This is a genomic window from Bradyrhizobium sp. CCBAU 53351 (assembly GCF_015291745.1).
Classification (GTDB): domain Bacteria; phylum Pseudomonadota; class Alphaproteobacteria; order Rhizobiales; family Xanthobacteraceae; genus Bradyrhizobium.
Genome location: NZ_CP030059.1, coordinates 5661148 through 5676083 on the forward strand (window position 1 = coordinate 5661148; position 14936 = coordinate 5676083).

General features: G+C 62.2%; 14 protein-coding genes. 4 read left to right on the forward strand and 10 right to left on the reverse strand.

The features are described from left to right. The first annotated feature begins 363 nt into the window (after nucleotides 1-363). Complete coding sequence (locus XH83_RS26915; RefSeq protein ID WP_194403697.1) at nucleotides 364-1722, forward strand: integrase family protein; 1359 nt, start codon at nucleotides 364-366, stop codon at nucleotides 1720-1722. A 40-nt stretch (nucleotides 1723-1762) separates the two neighbouring features. Here the strand turns inward: XH83_RS26915 and XH83_RS26920 are convergent, their stop codons facing one another. Genes XH83_RS26920 through XH83_RS26955 form a run of 8 tightly spaced genes read right to left on the reverse strand, consistent with a single transcriptional unit; the run spans nucleotide 1763 to nucleotide 10087 of the window. Then, nucleotides 1763-2887, reverse strand: coding sequence for a mandelate racemase/muconate lactonizing enzyme family protein (locus XH83_RS26920; RefSeq protein WP_194403698.1), 1125 nt, complete (start codon nucleotides 2885-2887; stop codon nucleotides 1763-1765). A gap of 39 nt (nucleotides 2888-2926) precedes the next feature. Then, entirely contained in the window at nucleotides 2927-3964 is a 1038-nt protein-coding gene (locus XH83_RS26925; RefSeq protein ID WP_194403699.1) for a tagatose 1,6-diphosphate aldolase, read from the reverse strand. Further along, entirely contained in the window at nucleotides 3961-4920 is a 960-nt protein-coding gene (locus XH83_RS26930; RefSeq protein ID WP_194403700.1) for a sugar kinase, read from the reverse strand. Before XH83_RS26930 ends, XH83_RS26925 begins: the two co-directional genes overlap by 4 nt. Next, nucleotides 4917-5990, reverse strand: coding sequence for an ABC transporter ATP-binding protein (locus XH83_RS26935; RefSeq protein WP_194403701.1), 1074 nt, complete (start codon nucleotides 5988-5990; stop codon nucleotides 4917-4919). The genes XH83_RS26930 and XH83_RS26935 overlap by 4 nt, the downstream gene beginning before the upstream one ends. 6 nt (nucleotides 5991-5996) lie before the next feature. After that, the gene (locus tag XH83_RS26940) at nucleotides 5997-7001 is read right to left on the reverse strand and encodes a zinc-binding dehydrogenase (protein ID WP_194403702.1); all 1005 of its coding nucleotides are present in this window, start codon (nucleotides 6999-7001) and stop codon (nucleotides 5997-5999) included. Nucleotides 7002-7006: 5 nt separating this feature from the next. Then, nucleotides 7007-7834, reverse strand: coding sequence for a carbohydrate ABC transporter permease (locus XH83_RS26945; protein WP_194403703.1), 828 nt, complete (start codon nucleotides 7832-7834; stop codon nucleotides 7007-7009). A gap of 4 nt (nucleotides 7835-7838) precedes the next feature. Beyond that, nucleotides 7839-8726: a carbohydrate ABC transporter permease gene (locus XH83_RS26950; RefSeq protein WP_194403704.1), complete on the reverse strand. Its 888-nt coding sequence runs from the start codon at nucleotides 8724-8726 to the stop codon at nucleotides 7839-7841. A 59-nt stretch (nucleotides 8727-8785) separates the two neighbouring features. Further along, nucleotides 8786-10087 carry an ABC transporter substrate-binding protein gene (locus XH83_RS26955; protein WP_194403705.1) on the reverse strand — a complete coding sequence of 434 codons (1302 nt, stop codon included), beginning with the start codon at nucleotides 10085-10087 and terminating at the stop codon, nucleotides 8786-8788. Between the two features lie 191 nt (nucleotides 10088-10278). Here XH83_RS26955 and XH83_RS26960 point away from each other — a divergent pair, with 191 nt between their 5' ends. From XH83_RS26960 to XH83_RS26970, 3 genes are all read left to right on the forward strand, one after another. Further along, nucleotides 10279-11319, forward strand: a complete 1041-nt coding sequence (locus tag XH83_RS26960; protein WP_194403706.1) for a LacI family DNA-binding transcriptional regulator — start codon at nucleotides 10279-10281, stop codon at nucleotides 11317-11319. 10 nt (nucleotides 11320-11329) lie between these two features. Then, the gene (locus tag XH83_RS26965; RefSeq protein WP_194403707.1) at nucleotides 11330-12064 is read left to right on the forward strand and encodes an SDR family NAD(P)-dependent oxidoreductase; all 735 of its coding nucleotides are present in this window, start codon (nucleotides 11330-11332) and stop codon (nucleotides 12062-12064) included. 274 nt (nucleotides 12065-12338) lie between these two features. Then, entirely contained in the window at nucleotides 12339-13691 is a 1353-nt protein-coding gene (locus XH83_RS26970; RefSeq protein WP_194403708.1) for a transposase, read from the forward strand. Between the two features lie 182 nt (nucleotides 13692-13873). Here the strand turns inward: XH83_RS26970 and XH83_RS40415 are convergent, their stop codons facing one another. Then, nucleotides 13874-14038: an ABC transporter substrate binding protein gene (locus tag XH83_RS40415; protein WP_371746155.1), complete on the reverse strand. Its 165-nt coding sequence runs from the start codon at nucleotides 14036-14038 to the stop codon at nucleotides 13874-13876. 38 nt (nucleotides 14039-14076) lie between these two features. Then, a complete protein-coding gene (locus tag XH83_RS26980; protein WP_194403709.1) occupies nucleotides 14077-14850 on the reverse strand; it encodes an ABC transporter substrate-binding protein in 774 nt (257 codons plus the stop codon). Nucleotides 14851-14936: the final 86 nt, after the last annotated feature.

Below are 14936 nucleotides of genomic sequence, written 5' to 3' on the forward strand. Positions count from 1 at the left end.
ACACCTCACTCAGGGGGCGAACTTCTAGAGCGTGGGCGATGCTGCCGCTCGCGCTATCGAGGCAGGTTGATTATTTGACCTGAGAAGATCGTTGAGAAATCAGCTACTCAAACGGTCTTTCTCGCTAAGGCCTTGATATGGTGGGCGCACCAGGGCTCGAACCTGGGACCCGCTGATTAAGAGTTCAAAACCGGCACCTCTCTACGGTTTCTGAATCTTCGCCAGGCTTCGACAGCATCCAAGAAGGCCTTTTATTTATAGGGAGTTGTCGCATAGCTTCGCAGTCCAGCGAACCCAGACCTACAGATACCTCGGCTCGCCAAAACCGTTTGAAAACCGTTTTTGCAGTTCACGCCCGCTCCCATGACTGACATTCGCATTGCTCTCAGCGACAAGGCCATCGCTCAGCTACCGATTCCTGAAGACGGTTGGTATCTGGCTCGCGATACCGAGTTGAAAGGCTTCTTCGTCGTCGTGGGGAAGCGGAAAAGGACGTTCACCGTTCAAGGAGATCTTAGACAACGAGGAAAGCGGGCCTCGTCCATCAGAGTGTCGATTGGAGACGCCAGCGAGTTGACGACGCGAGCGGCCCGCGCGATTGCCAAGGAATATCTTGCTCAGATCAGCAAGGGACACCACCCAAGGAAGAGGCTAGATGAAAAGCCGGGGCAGGCCGGGTCCGATGGGAACAGTTCCGTAGCGGCCCCTACCCTGAAGCAGGCTTGGCAGCGCTATCTGGAAGCCCACTTGGTCCGAAAAGGCCGGAGCGACAAAACGATAAGCGGCTATCGCGATCACGTCGAGCGCCTCTTTAGTGAATGGCTCGAAATCCCTCTCCTCGATCTCGCGAACGATCCCAGTCGCGTCGCTGAAAAGCATGATCAGCTTACCAAGCAGAACGGTCCCTACATGGCGAATGGCAGCATGCGAACGCTGCGGGCCATTTACAATCATGCTCGGAAGACCAATCGATCGCTACCGCGTGACAATCCGGCGGATGCTGTCGATTGGAACCAGGAGGAGCGAAGGAATACCGGCATGGGCGTCAGCGACTTGAAAGGATGGTTCATAGAGCTGGCGAGTCTAGATAATCCAATCCGACGCGAATTCCATCTTTTCACCTTGTTGTGTGGGTCTAGGCCCACCGCCTTGCAGCAGGCTAAGCCGAAACACATCAATTTTCGACGGCGAACGCTCCACATCCCTAAGCCCAAGGGAGGCAGCAAGCGAGCGTTCGACATCCCGCTGTCACGTGAAATGATCCTGTGTCTCATTCGGGTGCTTCGTTTCGGCAGGCAAATGTATTCGTCTCAAGCACGGGAATGGCTGTTTCCAGCTGAGAGCGGCTCCGGACACCTAGCTGAAACAAAGGAGGATCGAGATATCTTGTCAAAGTGGGGCAATGACCTTCGTCAAACATTTCGGACGATTGCCACCGCTGCTGGCGTTTCGGAGTTCGATGCCAAGCTCCTCATGAACCATTCTATCCCTGGTGTGAACGCAGGTTATGTCACTCGACACAAGCTGGTTGAAGACCACCTGCGCAGCCAGCAACAAGCTATCAGTACCGTCGTGTTTTCCGCACTCGGTAAGTCGCTCACGGAACAGGAAGCCCTGATCAATTGGCTTGGCCGCGGAGTTAGTCGAAGAGCCGTACCCCAATTCCGGTTGGAACCAAACACTCTGGGCGAGCAGCAAGAAAGAATTCGGCAGGCCGCATGACGATTTGGCCGCCGAAAACTCGGGAGACTCATCTTCTAGCCTAGATGCTGCGATAGCGCTCGATAGCGGAGAGATCAGGCAGTATTCCAAGCCCGGGATTTTGGTTCAATTCAATCCCGCCCTCCCTCACATCGGCAACCGGGCCGCAAAACAAATCGCGCAACGGATTATCATTGGCATCGACCTCCAGCCAGCCATCACCGCCGACAGCCGCGAGCAGATGTGCAGACGCAAGCAGGCCGATGCCTCCGCCGAGATAGTGCGGACAGAACGTCTTGCCTACCCCCAGGATTTGGCGGGCGAGTTCTACGCAAACGGTAAGCCCGCCCCATTTGGCGATATCGGGCTGGACTACGCCGAGCACGTCTTCGGCCAGGACCTCTTTGAAATCTTCCACGCTGGAGATGTTTTCGCCGGCGGCAATCGCCATCTTCGCGGCTGCCCGCAACCTGCGCCATTCCTCGCGCGGCCGGTCGGCGCGGATCGGCTCCTCCAGCCAGCGCAGATCGAACGCGGCGAGGCGCGGCAGCATCTCCAGGGCTTGATCCACCGACCAGCCCTGATTGGCGTCGGTGGCCAGCATGCCCGCGCCGACGATGCCGCGCAGCGCGGTGAGGTTGGCCAGATCAGTCTCGGCGCCAAACCCGACCTTCAGCTTCAGCGCGCGATGGCCGCGCTTGAGCGCGGCTTCCGCCGTCTGCGCGGCACCGCCGGGATTGATGCCGCTGGCATAGACCTTGATCTTGCCGGATTGGCCGCCGAGCAGCCGCCACAACGGCAGGCGCTTGCGTCGCGCCGCGAGATCCCACAGCGCGAGATCAATGCCGGAGATCGCCTGCGCGAACGGACCGGGCTCGCCGCACTGGAGCGCCAGCACCTTGGTGCCCTTGGTCAGGGTTTCGAAAGCCTGGGCGGGCCCCTCGAATTTGCGTCCGACCAGGCCGGGCGCCAGCACTTCGGTGACCAGCCGGGCGCGGTGCTCCGCGCCCGGGGCTGGAAAATTGGACCAGGCTTCGCCCCATCCCTCGACCCCGTCTTCGTCGATCACGCGAACGAAGACCGCAGGACGGTTGAGCATCTTGCCGAACGACGTCACCACCGGCGTGGCCAGCGGATAGCGATAGCAGAACGCCTCGATCGAGCGGATGGTGAAGCTGTCAGTCATGTTGCAGATCCTGCGAGACGATGCGGAACTAACACCATCTCAGTAAGCGCGCGCGAAGTCACCTTCCTGCTTGATGTCGGTGAAGACAGGATAACGCGCCTTCCAGGCCGTGCCCTTGGCCGTGGTCAGTTCGCTGAGCCGGTCGAGCACGTTGAGGCCGTCCTTGCGCAGGCTGGCTGCCACCGCCGCGCGGTCCGGGAAGTTCTTCAGCACGGCATCGAGCCAGATGGTGCGGCCCGCGAGAAAGCCGCTCGCGCCGGCGGCATAGGAGTACTCAAGCACGCGCTCGAACTTTTCCGGCGCGGCGCCGCCGGACAGCAGCACCCAGGGGATGCTGCGCTCGCGGCAGATATCGCCGATCGCATCGAACTCCTTCTGCGCGGCTTTCGCGTCAGCGCTGCCGTCGCGGGCCGGCAGGCCGTTGGCCGCGAGCGGGCTCTCCAGCTTGAGGAGGTCGACGCCATATTCGGGCTTCGCAAACTCGCGCACGCTGTCGATGACGAGGCCCGGCAGCTTGCCGGGCGATTCCACGTAGTCGGCGGTGTGGTTGGCGCTGCCAAGAAACGGATAGACCAGCAGCTCGAGCACGTAGGGAATATCGTGGCGGGCACAGTCTTCGCCGATCTCGCGGACGAACTTCTTCTGGTGCTCGTTCACCGCAGCATCGGCGTCCGGCCGGTACCAGGCCAGCACCTTGACGGCGTCGCCGCCCATGGCGCGGATCTTGTCCACGCTCCAGTTGCTGATCGCACGCGACTTGCGGCCACCCGCGGTCTCCTCGACGCGGTGCTCTTCCAGTGTCATGATCAGGCCGCACCGTGGCGGCAGCAGATCGATTGCGGCGGGGACCGCAAAGTTCGGATCGAACAGCATCGAGCTGCAATGCGGCGCGAGATTCTCGACCAGGAGGCGCTTCGCCGCCGTCACATCGGAATATTCGACCTGCTCCCGCGTGATACCTTTCGCTTTGGCGATGGCATCGAACAATGGCGGCCGCTGGTCCAGCGCGACCATGCGAAAATGGCCATCCGCATCGGCAAGCCGTGCCAGGCCGCGGTTTTTTCCAATCGTTCTCATGGCATCTTCCTCATGAATACAAGACACTCGTTGATGGTAGGGATTCCGTTGCGGCCGCCGGCGTGACGGCATTTCATGGCGGCGGTGGCCGCCGAAAACGCCATGGCAGCGCGCCCATCGAGACCGGCGCCGATCGCGAGCGCATAAGCGCCGTGAAAGACGTCGCCCGCGCCTGTGGTGTCGACGACGTCGACCGCGTAGGCGGCCTGCTGGTGTAGCTGTGCGTCCTCGTACCAGCTCACGCCGCCCTCGCCGCGCGTGACGGCGACGACGCGGCAGCCGAAGCGCGCAAGCCCTGCCAGGGATTTGTCGTCAGCGGAGCCGGCAAAAGCCGTCAGTGCGGGCTCGGAAAAGATCGCATGGTCGGTCAGCGGCAGCAGCCGCTCGAACACCTCGGCGTCGGCCATGTCGCCGTCGAGCACGGTCGGAATGCCGCGTGCGCGCGCTTCCCTGAACAGCGTCGCGGCGCCCTCGACCCAGCGCGGGTCGGCCAGCACGGAGGACGCCTGCGCCACGGCCTCGAGCGGGAGCCAGCCCGCGGCTTCCGGAAAAAGGCCGCGAAAGTTGACGATCTGCCGTTCACCGGAGCTGTCGACGATGATTCCGGAGACCGACGAACGGCCGCCAGGAAACAGCCGGAAATTCTCGACGTCGACGCCTTCGGCGGTGAAAGCCGATGTCATCTCGTGACCGGCGGCGTCGTCCCCTGCCCGGCCCCAGAATGCGACGGACGCGCCGAGCTTCGCCACCGCGATGCTCGCGTTGGCCGCCATGCCACCGCCGAGCGTACCGTATTCGGTGGCCTTGATCTTCTCGCTCCCGCCAGCGAACGGGCGATCGACGCGCCAGACCTGGTCGAGCGCGGACAACCCGAGGCAGATCACGTGCACGGCCTTCGCACCGGAAGCGACATGCGCCAGCGCCGAGAGAGCTGCAATGTCGGCTGACGCGCTCACCGCAGGACCTGTCCATTGGCGGCATCGAACAGATGCGTCTTGCCTGGCTGCGGGCGTAGCGTGATGCGATCGCCGACCTTCGGCCGCAGAGCCGGATCGACCCGCGCGATGGCGGAGCCGCCGGCGAGATCGAAATGAATCAGCGTGTCCGAGCCGAGCGGCTCGACCAGCCTGATGTTGATGGCGATGCCATCGGCCGCATCGGCGGCGACGGCGAAATGCTCGGGGCGGACGCCGAGCACGGCGCTGCCGGCCTGGCGGAGTCGGCTCGCGGTCCCGCCATCCAGCGGCACCGCCGTCGCGCCTTGCGAGAGGATCGCTCCCTCCCCGCGCCACTCGACCGGAAAAAAATTCATCGCGGGCGAGCCGATGAAGCCGGCGACGAACTGGTTGGCCGGCCGCTCGTAAACCGTCTCCGGCGTGTCGTACTGTTGGATCGTTCCGCTCTGGAGTACAACGATGCGATCAGCCATGGTCATGGCTTCGATCTGGTCGTGGGTGACGAAGACCATGGTGGTCTTCAACTCCTGCGACAGCGCCTTGACCTCGGCGCGAACCTGCCCGCGCAGCTTGGCGTCGAGGTTGGACAGCGGCTCGTCGAACAGGAAAGCCTTAGGGTTGCGCACGATGGCACGGCCCATGGCGACACGCTGGCGCTGGCCGCCGGACAGTTCCTTCGGCTTGCGGTCGAGATAAGGCTCGATGTGCAACAGCGCCGCGGCGCGCTTCACGCGGGCGTCGATCTCCGCCTTCGGCACTCCACGCAACTCCAGCGCAAACGACATATTGTCGTAGACCTTCATGTGCGGATAGAGCGCGTAGTCCTGGAACACCATCGCAATATCGCGCTGCGCGGCCTGCACGCCGTTGACGCGCTTGTCGCCTATGTAGAGGTCTCCCGACGAGATCGGCTCGAGGCCGGCGATGATCCGCAGCAAGGTCGACTTGCCGCAGCCGGACGGACCGACGAAGACAACGAATTCATGGTCCGCGATCTCCAGATTGAGATCGGGGATCACGGTGAAATTGCCATAGCGCTTGGTGAGATTGCGGATCGAGATCGAGGCCATGATCGCTCAGTCCAGCGCCAGCACGGGCTTGATCAACTCGCCCTTGGCGAAGCGGTCGAAATTCTCAGGCAGAGCCGACAGGCCGAACTCGCCGTCGACGAGGACGCGGTATTCGTCCTTGTACTTGCGCAGTAGCTCGACATTCGGCTCGAAATCCGAGACCGGGAAGTAGAACGTCCGGATCATATAGAAGTCCTTGCGGCGGAAGACCTTGCCTTCCTCGATGGTCCAGGGCGCGGCGTTCTCGCCGACCAGCACCAGGGCGCCGCGCGGCAGCACCAGTTCGATGCCGAGGTTGCGCGCCACGTGCGCGCCGGAGCATTCCACAATGAGCGCGAAACGCGTGGAGATATCGCCGACGGGGTGGGCCTTCGCGCCAAAGGATTGCGCGATCTTGAGCCGCGCCGCATTGGGATCGGCGACATGGACGTCGTCGTAGCCGAGCGCACGGAGCGCCAGCACGACGCCGAGACCGACGGGCCCTGCCCCCATCACGAGCACCGGGCCGGTTTCGCGTGGCGGCACGACGCGACTGACGAAGCGTACAGCGTGGCCCGAGGTGCCGATGGTGTCGAGCAGCAGCGGCGCGAGACTGTCCTCGATATCATCGGGCACCGGCAGCAAGCAGTTTTCTGGCACCGGCACATATTCGGCATAACCGCCCGGCCTGTTCCAGCCGATCAAGCTGGAGACTTCCAGGCACATCTGGGTGTCGCCGCGTTTGCACGCCGCGCAACGGTCGCAATGCAGGGGGATGTAGACAGCGCAGCGGCGGCTGTGCAGCCTGTGACCGGGCTGCTCGACGACACCGAAGATTTCGTGGCCGGCGGTAAACTCGGCGCCCTTGTGCCAGAGCTTGAAATCCGAACCGCACAGAGCGGTGCGCGAGACGCGCACCAGCACCTCGCCGGTGCCGATCTCGGGAATCGCCACGCGCTCGATGGTGATGCGGTCGTTGCCGTGGAAGACGGCGGCCTGCATGATCGAATTCGGACGGGGGGTTATGGTCATCGGATTCAGCCTTTCACCGCGCCGAGCGTCAGTCCGGACACCAGCCAGCGCTGAACCAGGGCCGCCAGCACCAGCGGCGGCAATGCGATCAGCGTCGCCGCGGCCATGAGGGCGCCCCATTGCGTCGAGCCTTCGCCGATGAAGTTGAAGGCCGCCGCGATCAGCGTCTTGGTGTCGCCATTGGAGAGCACCAGCGCAAACAGGAAGTAGTTCCACGAAAACACGAAGGCGAGGATCGCCGAGACCGCGATCCCGGACGCCACCAGGGGCATCGCGATGCGCCAGAGGATGCGCATGACGCTGCACCCATCGACCTGCGCGGCTTCGAAGACACTGCGCGGAATGGCGTCGAACGACGGCAACAGCACCCAGATCACGATCGGCAGCGTGATGACCGCGTGGCTGAGGATCAGCGCGGTGTAGGAGCCGATCATGCCGATCTGCCGGAACATGACGTACCACGGCAGCAGGAACAGCGTGCCCGGCGCCATGCGCGCGGCGAGCGTCAGGATCGCCGGCCACGTGATCCGCGTCCAGGAAACGGCGAAGGCGGCAGGAATTCCGAACAGCAGCCCGAGCGCGGTCGAGCCGACGGTGACGATGAGGCTGTTGAGCGCGTAGCTCAGGAACGGCGTGGTCCTGGTCAGCTCGACGTAATTCTCGAGCGTCGGCGAGAAGATCAGCGTGGGAGGATAGGCCGTGACCTCGAAGGACGGCTTGAACGACGACAGTACCATCCACACCGTCGGCGCCATGATGAGCACGCCGGCGAGCACGAGCTGCAGCGTGTTGAGCCAGCGGATCCAGCGATCGGTGTTGGCGGCATCGCTCATGAGATCACCACGCCACCGCGCCGCGCAGGCGATTGAAGGCGAGCACGGCGCCGAACACGATCGCGGTCAGCGTCAGCATCAGCGCGCTCGCATAGCCGATATTGAAGAACTCGAAACCGACCCGGAAGCCGTAGATGTTGAGCGTGTTCGAGGCATTGCCCGGGCCGCCCTGGGTGGTGATGTAGATGATGTCGAAGAAGCGCAGGAGATCGACGCTGCGCAGGATCGCCGCAGTGACGATGGTCGGCAGCAGCAAGGGCAAGGTGATGCGCTGGAAGGTCTTGAACGCCGATGCGCCGTCGATCTGCGCGGCCTCGTAGACGCTCGGCGGCAGCGACTGCAGGCCGCCCAGCACGATCAATGCGACGTAGGGCGTCCACTGCCAGCTGTCGATCAGCGCCACGGTCGGAATCACCCATGTCGGCGAGGCCAGCCAGTCCGACGGCGGCAGGCCGAACGATTGCAGGACGTAGTTGGCCGCGCCCAGCGAGGGGTCGAGGATCACCAGCCACATCATCCCGGCCACGACAGGCGGCATCATGAAGGGTGAGATGAACAGCGAGCGCACGATGCCCGCCAGACGCTTGGCATGGAACAGCACCAGCGCGAGCCAGACGCCGAACACGAGCTGGAGCGCGAGCGACAGCATGAACAGCGCGATGGTGATCCACAGCCCGTGCCAGAACTCGACGTCGGAGATCAGCTTGGAATAATTGGCGAGGCCTGCGAACGACTGCTTGCCGGTCGAGGTGAACGTCTGGAAGCCGAGCCAGATCGTATAGACGACCGGAAACGCGATCATCGCGACCGTGAACAGTACGGCCGGCGCCGAAAGCGCCGCCATCTCCAGCTTCTGCCGGTCCTGCGTGAGTGTCGCAGCCGTGTCCGACATGCGTCCTTGTCCCTGGGAGTGAAGAGCCGGCAGGCCGCAAGCCTGCCGACGTGAGGCCGTTACTTCTGGGCAATCAATGCATCGAGCGCCTTGTCGGCATCGGCGCAGGCCTGCTCGATCGGCTTCTGCTTCAGGATGAGGTCCTGCACCGCCTGGCCAATGAACTCACGCGATTCCGGATTGGCGACGATGGGATAGCCGACCTCGGAGGACCCCTTGGTGGCGAGCACGTCGAGCGTGGCCTGCCATTCCTTGCGAACCGGCTCCTCGTCGATCCACTTGCGATATTCAGGATCCTTGGCGACCGACGGGCGCGGCGGGGCGATGCCCTGGAGCGCCATCTTCTTCTGCACTTCGGGGCTGGTCGCCCATTGCACGAAGTACCAGGCCGCCTCCGGCTGCTTGCTGTGCGAGGACACCGCCATGCCCCAGCCGATCGTGGTCGGCACCTGGCCGGCTTCGCCGGCCGGGAACGGCAGCAGGCCGGTATCCTTCAGGCGCGCGCCGCCGTCCATCACCGTGCGCAGTTCGTTCGAGGACTCAAACGCCATCGCGGCGCGGCCGCTGCGGTAGAGTGCGGAGATTTGCTGGAAGCTGTAATTGACGACGCCGGGCGGGCCGAAGTCGCGCAGCAGTCGGCTGTAGGTGTCGAGCGCTTCCCTGCCCTTGGCCGAGCAGAGGTTCGACTTGCCATTGGCGATGTACGTGCCTCCGATATTGTGCAGCATGTTGCTGAACGTATAGGCTACCGCGGGCTTGAGGCCGCGCGAGACGAACGGCGTCACCGCGCTGTCGCAGGTCTTGATCTTCTCGGCGGCGGTTTCGACGTCCTTGATGGTCTTGGGCGCTTCGAGACCGCACTTCTTGAAGATGTCGGTGCGGTAGTAGAAGATCGGGCCCTCGATGTTCATCGGCATGCTGGTCAACTTGCCGCCGAAGGTCGCGGCCTTGAGCAGCGCCTGGCTCAGCCCGGCTGGATCGTAGTCCTTGGCGACCTCGTTCTTGGCCATCGCGGTGAGATCGCCGTACCAGCCGGCGGCGGCGAACTGCTCGCCCTCGCGCGAGGGCAGCGTCATGAAGACGTCGACCTCGTCGCTGTTCGCATTCATGACCGTGACCAGACGCTGGCGCATCTGCTGCTCCTGATAGGCGTCGACCTTCAGGGTCATGCCGGTCAACTTCTCGAAATCGGCCTTGTAGGTCAGCAGCGCCTGCGAGACCGGATTGTTGTTGGCGAGAAAGGTGATCGTCTTGCCCTTGAACTTCGTCCAGTCGAAATCGGCCGCGTTCGCCTGTGCGCTGATCGCGGCAATCGCGAGAACGGGCAACGCGACATGCGTCGCGAGCATCCTGGCCTTCATTGAACTCTCCTCCCGGCTGGCCGCCTTAAGCTGGCGGACCATTTTGAGTACGTTTGATCACTATCTGAAAACGGTTACAAAATAGACCTAGCATCGACCGTGTCAAGCCATGGACAAACGGCACAATCTGCGGCAGATTTGCTTCATTCCCGCTACCACGCAGCTTGTCACGCGAGATGTAACGTTACATCATGAGACTGACCAACGCCAAGTCGGTGAAACAGGGTATCCGCGCCGTCGCGGCGCGTGCCGGCGTGTCAACGGCATCGGTCTCGCGTGCCCTCAACAATCCCGATGCGGTGAGCCCCTCCCTGCGCGCGCGCATCGAGCAGGCCATCGACGCGCTCGGCTACATCCCGCACGCGCCGGCACGCATCTTGTCGTCGCGCCGCTCGCGCACCCTTGGCGCGATCGTGCCGACCATCGACAACACGATGTTCGCGCGCGGCATCGCCTCGCTGCAGCAATACCTGTCCTCGGTCGGATACATGCTGTTTCTCACCACCAGCGGCTACGATCTCGACGTCGAATTGCAGCAGGCGCGCAATCTGATCAGCCGCGGCGTCGACGGCCTTGTGCTGCGCGGCGACTGCCATCACGACGGCCTGCGAAAACTGCTCGCCGACAACGCCGTGCCCTTCATCAATGTCGGCATCTACCAGCCTGACCGGCCCTACCCCTGCGTCGGCACCGACAACGAAGCCGCCGCCCATCGCGCCGCCGCGCATGTCATCGAGCTCGGCCATCGCCGTATCGGCATCGTCTCGGCGCTCCAGCGCAACAACGACCGCGCCAGCGCCCGCGTCGCGGGCTTTCGCCGCGCGCTCGCCGAGAACGGCATCGAGCTTCCGCCGCAATGGCATGTCGAGGTGCCCTATACGCTGGACGACGCACGCGAGGCGGCACGCCATCTCCTGAACCTGAAGGACCGTCCGACGGCCGTGGTGTGCGGCAACGACGTCATCGCCTATGGCGTGCTGCTCGAGGCGGAGCGCGACGGGTTCTCCGTGCCGCGCGACCTGTCAGTGGTCGGCTTCGACGACCTCGACTGGAGCAGGCATCTGCGGCCGAGCCTGACCACGATCCATGTTCCGACCGGAGAAACCTGGCAGCGCGCCGGCGAATATCTGGTGCGCAGCCTCGCCGGCGAGCAGACCATCATGCACCGCGAGATCGACTTCTCGCTCGTGGTCCGCGAATCGACAGCTCCGCCTCCGAAACCCCTGAAGTGAGACCCTGCCCATGAGTTCGAATTTTTCTCTCGCCCCCGGATTCCATGCCGTCGTGATCGGCGGCGCCGGCGACATTGGCGCGGCGATCAGCAACCAGTTCTGCGATCTCGGCGCGACAGTCACGGCGACCGGCGCCAACGAGGCTGACCTCGCCCGCACGCTGCTCAAGCCGCGCGGCGGCCTGACCCTGGCGACGCTTGATGTCACGGATGATGCGGCTGTCACGGCGTTTGCCAAGAAGCAGGAGCGCGTCGACGCCCTGGTCAATTGTGCCGGCATTCTGGCACGGGACAAGGAATTCGAGATCGAGACCTTCATGAAGGTGATCAACGTCAACCTCGCCGGCACGTTCCGGACCTGCATGGCATTCCAGCCGCTACTGTCGGAATTCAGAGGCTCGATCGTCAACATCGCCTCGATGAACGCGACCCTGGCCTTGCCGCGGATACCGGCCTATTGCGCTAGCAAGGGCGGTGTGGTGATGCTGACCAAGGCACTGGCTTTGAAGTGGGCCGAAGACGGCATTCGCGTCAACGCTGTTGCACCCGGCTATATCGAAACAGCGATCAATGCCGCCGGCCGCACCGACCTTGCGCATTATCAGCGCATCGCCGACCGTACCGCGTTCAAGCGCTGGGGTCAGCCGGAGGACATTGCCGGGGCCGTCGCGTTCCTCTGCATGCCGGCGTCGCAATATGCGACCGGAACTGTTGTGGCGGTGGACGGAGGGTTTCTGGCTGGATGAACTTGAAAACGCGATTTGCTTGCCAATTCCTGCAAGGCAACAAGATTATCGGCATGTTAAGGCCGTCGTCCGTAACGTCCTCCAGCGGGGCGACTGATAAGCGTATGAAAGCTTATCGGTCGGACGGTAGAAAGAGGTCTGCTTTATGCTAAATAGCAGACCGAAGTTGCAGCCTTCTGAACTTCTGCAATGGGCCGATTCTGTTGAAAAAGGCGGCGGTTGCGACGCAGAGGGATCAATGATTCAGTCAGTCTAATTGGCAGGACTGAAGATCATGATGGGACATCGGCAAGTCGAGCAGGCCGCGTTGTTCTATGAGTTCTCGCTGGAAAGGCATATCCCGGCCGACCACTTGCTCCGGTCGATCGATAGATTTGTCGACCTTGAAGAGGTCAGACAGGACCTGGCGCCTTTCTACAGTAGTATCGGTCGACCTTCGATCGATCCCGAGCTGATGATCCGGATGCTGCTGATCGGTTACTGCTTCGGCATTCGATCGGAGCGGCGCCTGTGCGATGAGGTCCACCTTAACTTGGCCTACCGATGGTTCTGCCGGCTTGGTCTAGATGGCGCAGTACCTGATCACTCGACGTTCTCCAAGAACAGGCATGGCCGCTTCCGACAGAGCGACCTCTTCCGGTGCGTGTTCGAGAGCGTTTTGCGTCGCTGTATCGAGGAGCGGCTGGTCGGTGGTGAAGGATTCGCCGTCGATGCGAGCCTGATCAAGGCCGATGCCAATCGGCAGAAGGGGATCGAAGGCGACAAGGGACTTCCACCGGAGGCTGCCGGCCGAGCGATCGACGAGTATCTGGCTGTCCTCGATGATGCCGCGTTCGGAGCAGCCACCGAAGTGACCCCGAAGTTCGTGTCGCCCTCCGACCCAGCGGCGCGCTGGACGGGAGCGCACGGCGGCCAAGCCTTCTTTGCCTACTCGACGAACTACCTGATCGACATCGAGAACGCGATCATCGTCGATGTTGAGGCGACGACGGCAATCCGGCAGGCGGAGGTATTGGCTGCCAAGCGCATGATTGAGCGCTCGCTGGAGCGGTTTGATCTCTATCCGAGCCGGCTCCTCGGCGACAGCGGCTATGGCTCGGCCGAGATGCTCGCCTGGCTGGTCTATGAGCATGGCATCGAGCCGCACGTTACAGTCTTCGACAAGTCGGCTCGCACAGACGGGATCTTCTCGCGCGACGACTTCACCTATGACCACGCCGGGGACGTTTATCGTTGCCCCGGCGGCAAAGTTCTTACCACGACCGGAACGCTGGTGAATGATGGCGCCACCATGCTTTACCTTGCCAGCAAGCACGATTGTGATCGCTGCGCATTGAAGTCCCGATGCTGCCCCAAGCAGCCATCACGGAGGGTGCCACGCTCGATCTACGAGGGCGCTCGCGACATGGCGCGCCAGATCGCAAGATCATGGGAGGGCCGCACCTCGCGTCGGCTCCGCAAGAAGATCGAGATGCTGTTCGCGCACCTCAAGCGCATCCTCAAACTCGACCGTCTACGCTTACGAGGTCCAAACGGTGCGCATGACGAGTTCATCCTGGCGGCCACCGCCCAGAACCTAAGAAAGATGGCCAAGCTGATCCCGATGTCCACCCCGAGGCTCGCATAGCGATCGGTAGAGCAGTTCGGCCACATCGCGACCGAGCCATTACAAGGAAATACTGCCCGCCTTTTTCAACGGAATCGGTCAAAAGCTGCGGTCGGCCATGACTCGGACGGCTTCTGCTCTACCCCTCGCACCCGACATGACCCTTTGGTGTGCCAACCCACGCGCTGGGCCAGAAGCCGAAGTCACTCGATAATTTTGTCGGCTCGGGCGATGAGGTGATCCGGAAATTTTATTCCGAAGAAAGTTGCTGTCTTAAGGTTGAGCGAAAGTTCAAAAATCACGGGCTGTTCGACCGGTAGTTCCGCGGGCTTTGCTCCCTTGAATATCCTGTCGCAATATTGAGCCACCTTCTGATAGATTGGGTCTAAGGCTGGACTGTAGCTGGCTACCCCCCCATAGGAGCGTAGACAGCGGTCTGATAGATGGTCGGAGTTCGTGACTTTGCTGCTAAGGTGACGATGCTTGGGCGCGTTACATCGGCAAGCACAAACAGAGCATCGCTGTTTTCTCTTTTCATTACCTCAAACGCCTGCTCTAAATCGGCCGGTGTTGGTGCCACCACTCGAACCGCAGTGAGGTTCAAGCCCCTTATCGCGGTTTCGGCAAGGTCGTACTGTTGTGGGTGAGTTGGATTGTTGGACAACAGAACAGCAATTCGCTTCGCGGACGGCACGATATCGTGGAGCAACTCGATGGCCTTCCCCAGCGCGTCTCCGTTCATGTTAGCCATGCCAGTTATGTTGCCGCCCGGGCGCGCGTAGCTTTTGATGAAGCCGGATCCAATGGGATCAGTAGCTGGTGCCATGACAATGGGAATAGAGGATGTCGCCTTCTGTGCCGCGGCTATTGCCGGTGTAGTGATTGCGACAATGACGTCGGGACGAAGTGCAATTAGCTCTTCATAAAACGACGGTAAGCGCTCCAGTATTGCCTCGGCGCTTCGCTGATCTATGATCAGGTTTTTTCCTTCCGCATAGCCCAGCTTCCGCAGTTCTCCGCGAAAGACGTCATACAAAGCTAAATCCGAGGGGTTGTCGTATTTCCCCGGATAGACATGGGCGATACGCCAAGGTGTGTTTCGCGTTTGCTCCGCGCTTAAGATGGCCGGCCAAACTAAAGGACTGCAAGCGACGGCCTTTACGAAGTTGCGCCTCAACATTCAGAGACCTCCGGAGGCGAAGATTGGCCGATTTTGTACAAAACCAGATATTTGCGCAAGGGTGGCTCTAGACCGCAATCAGTGCT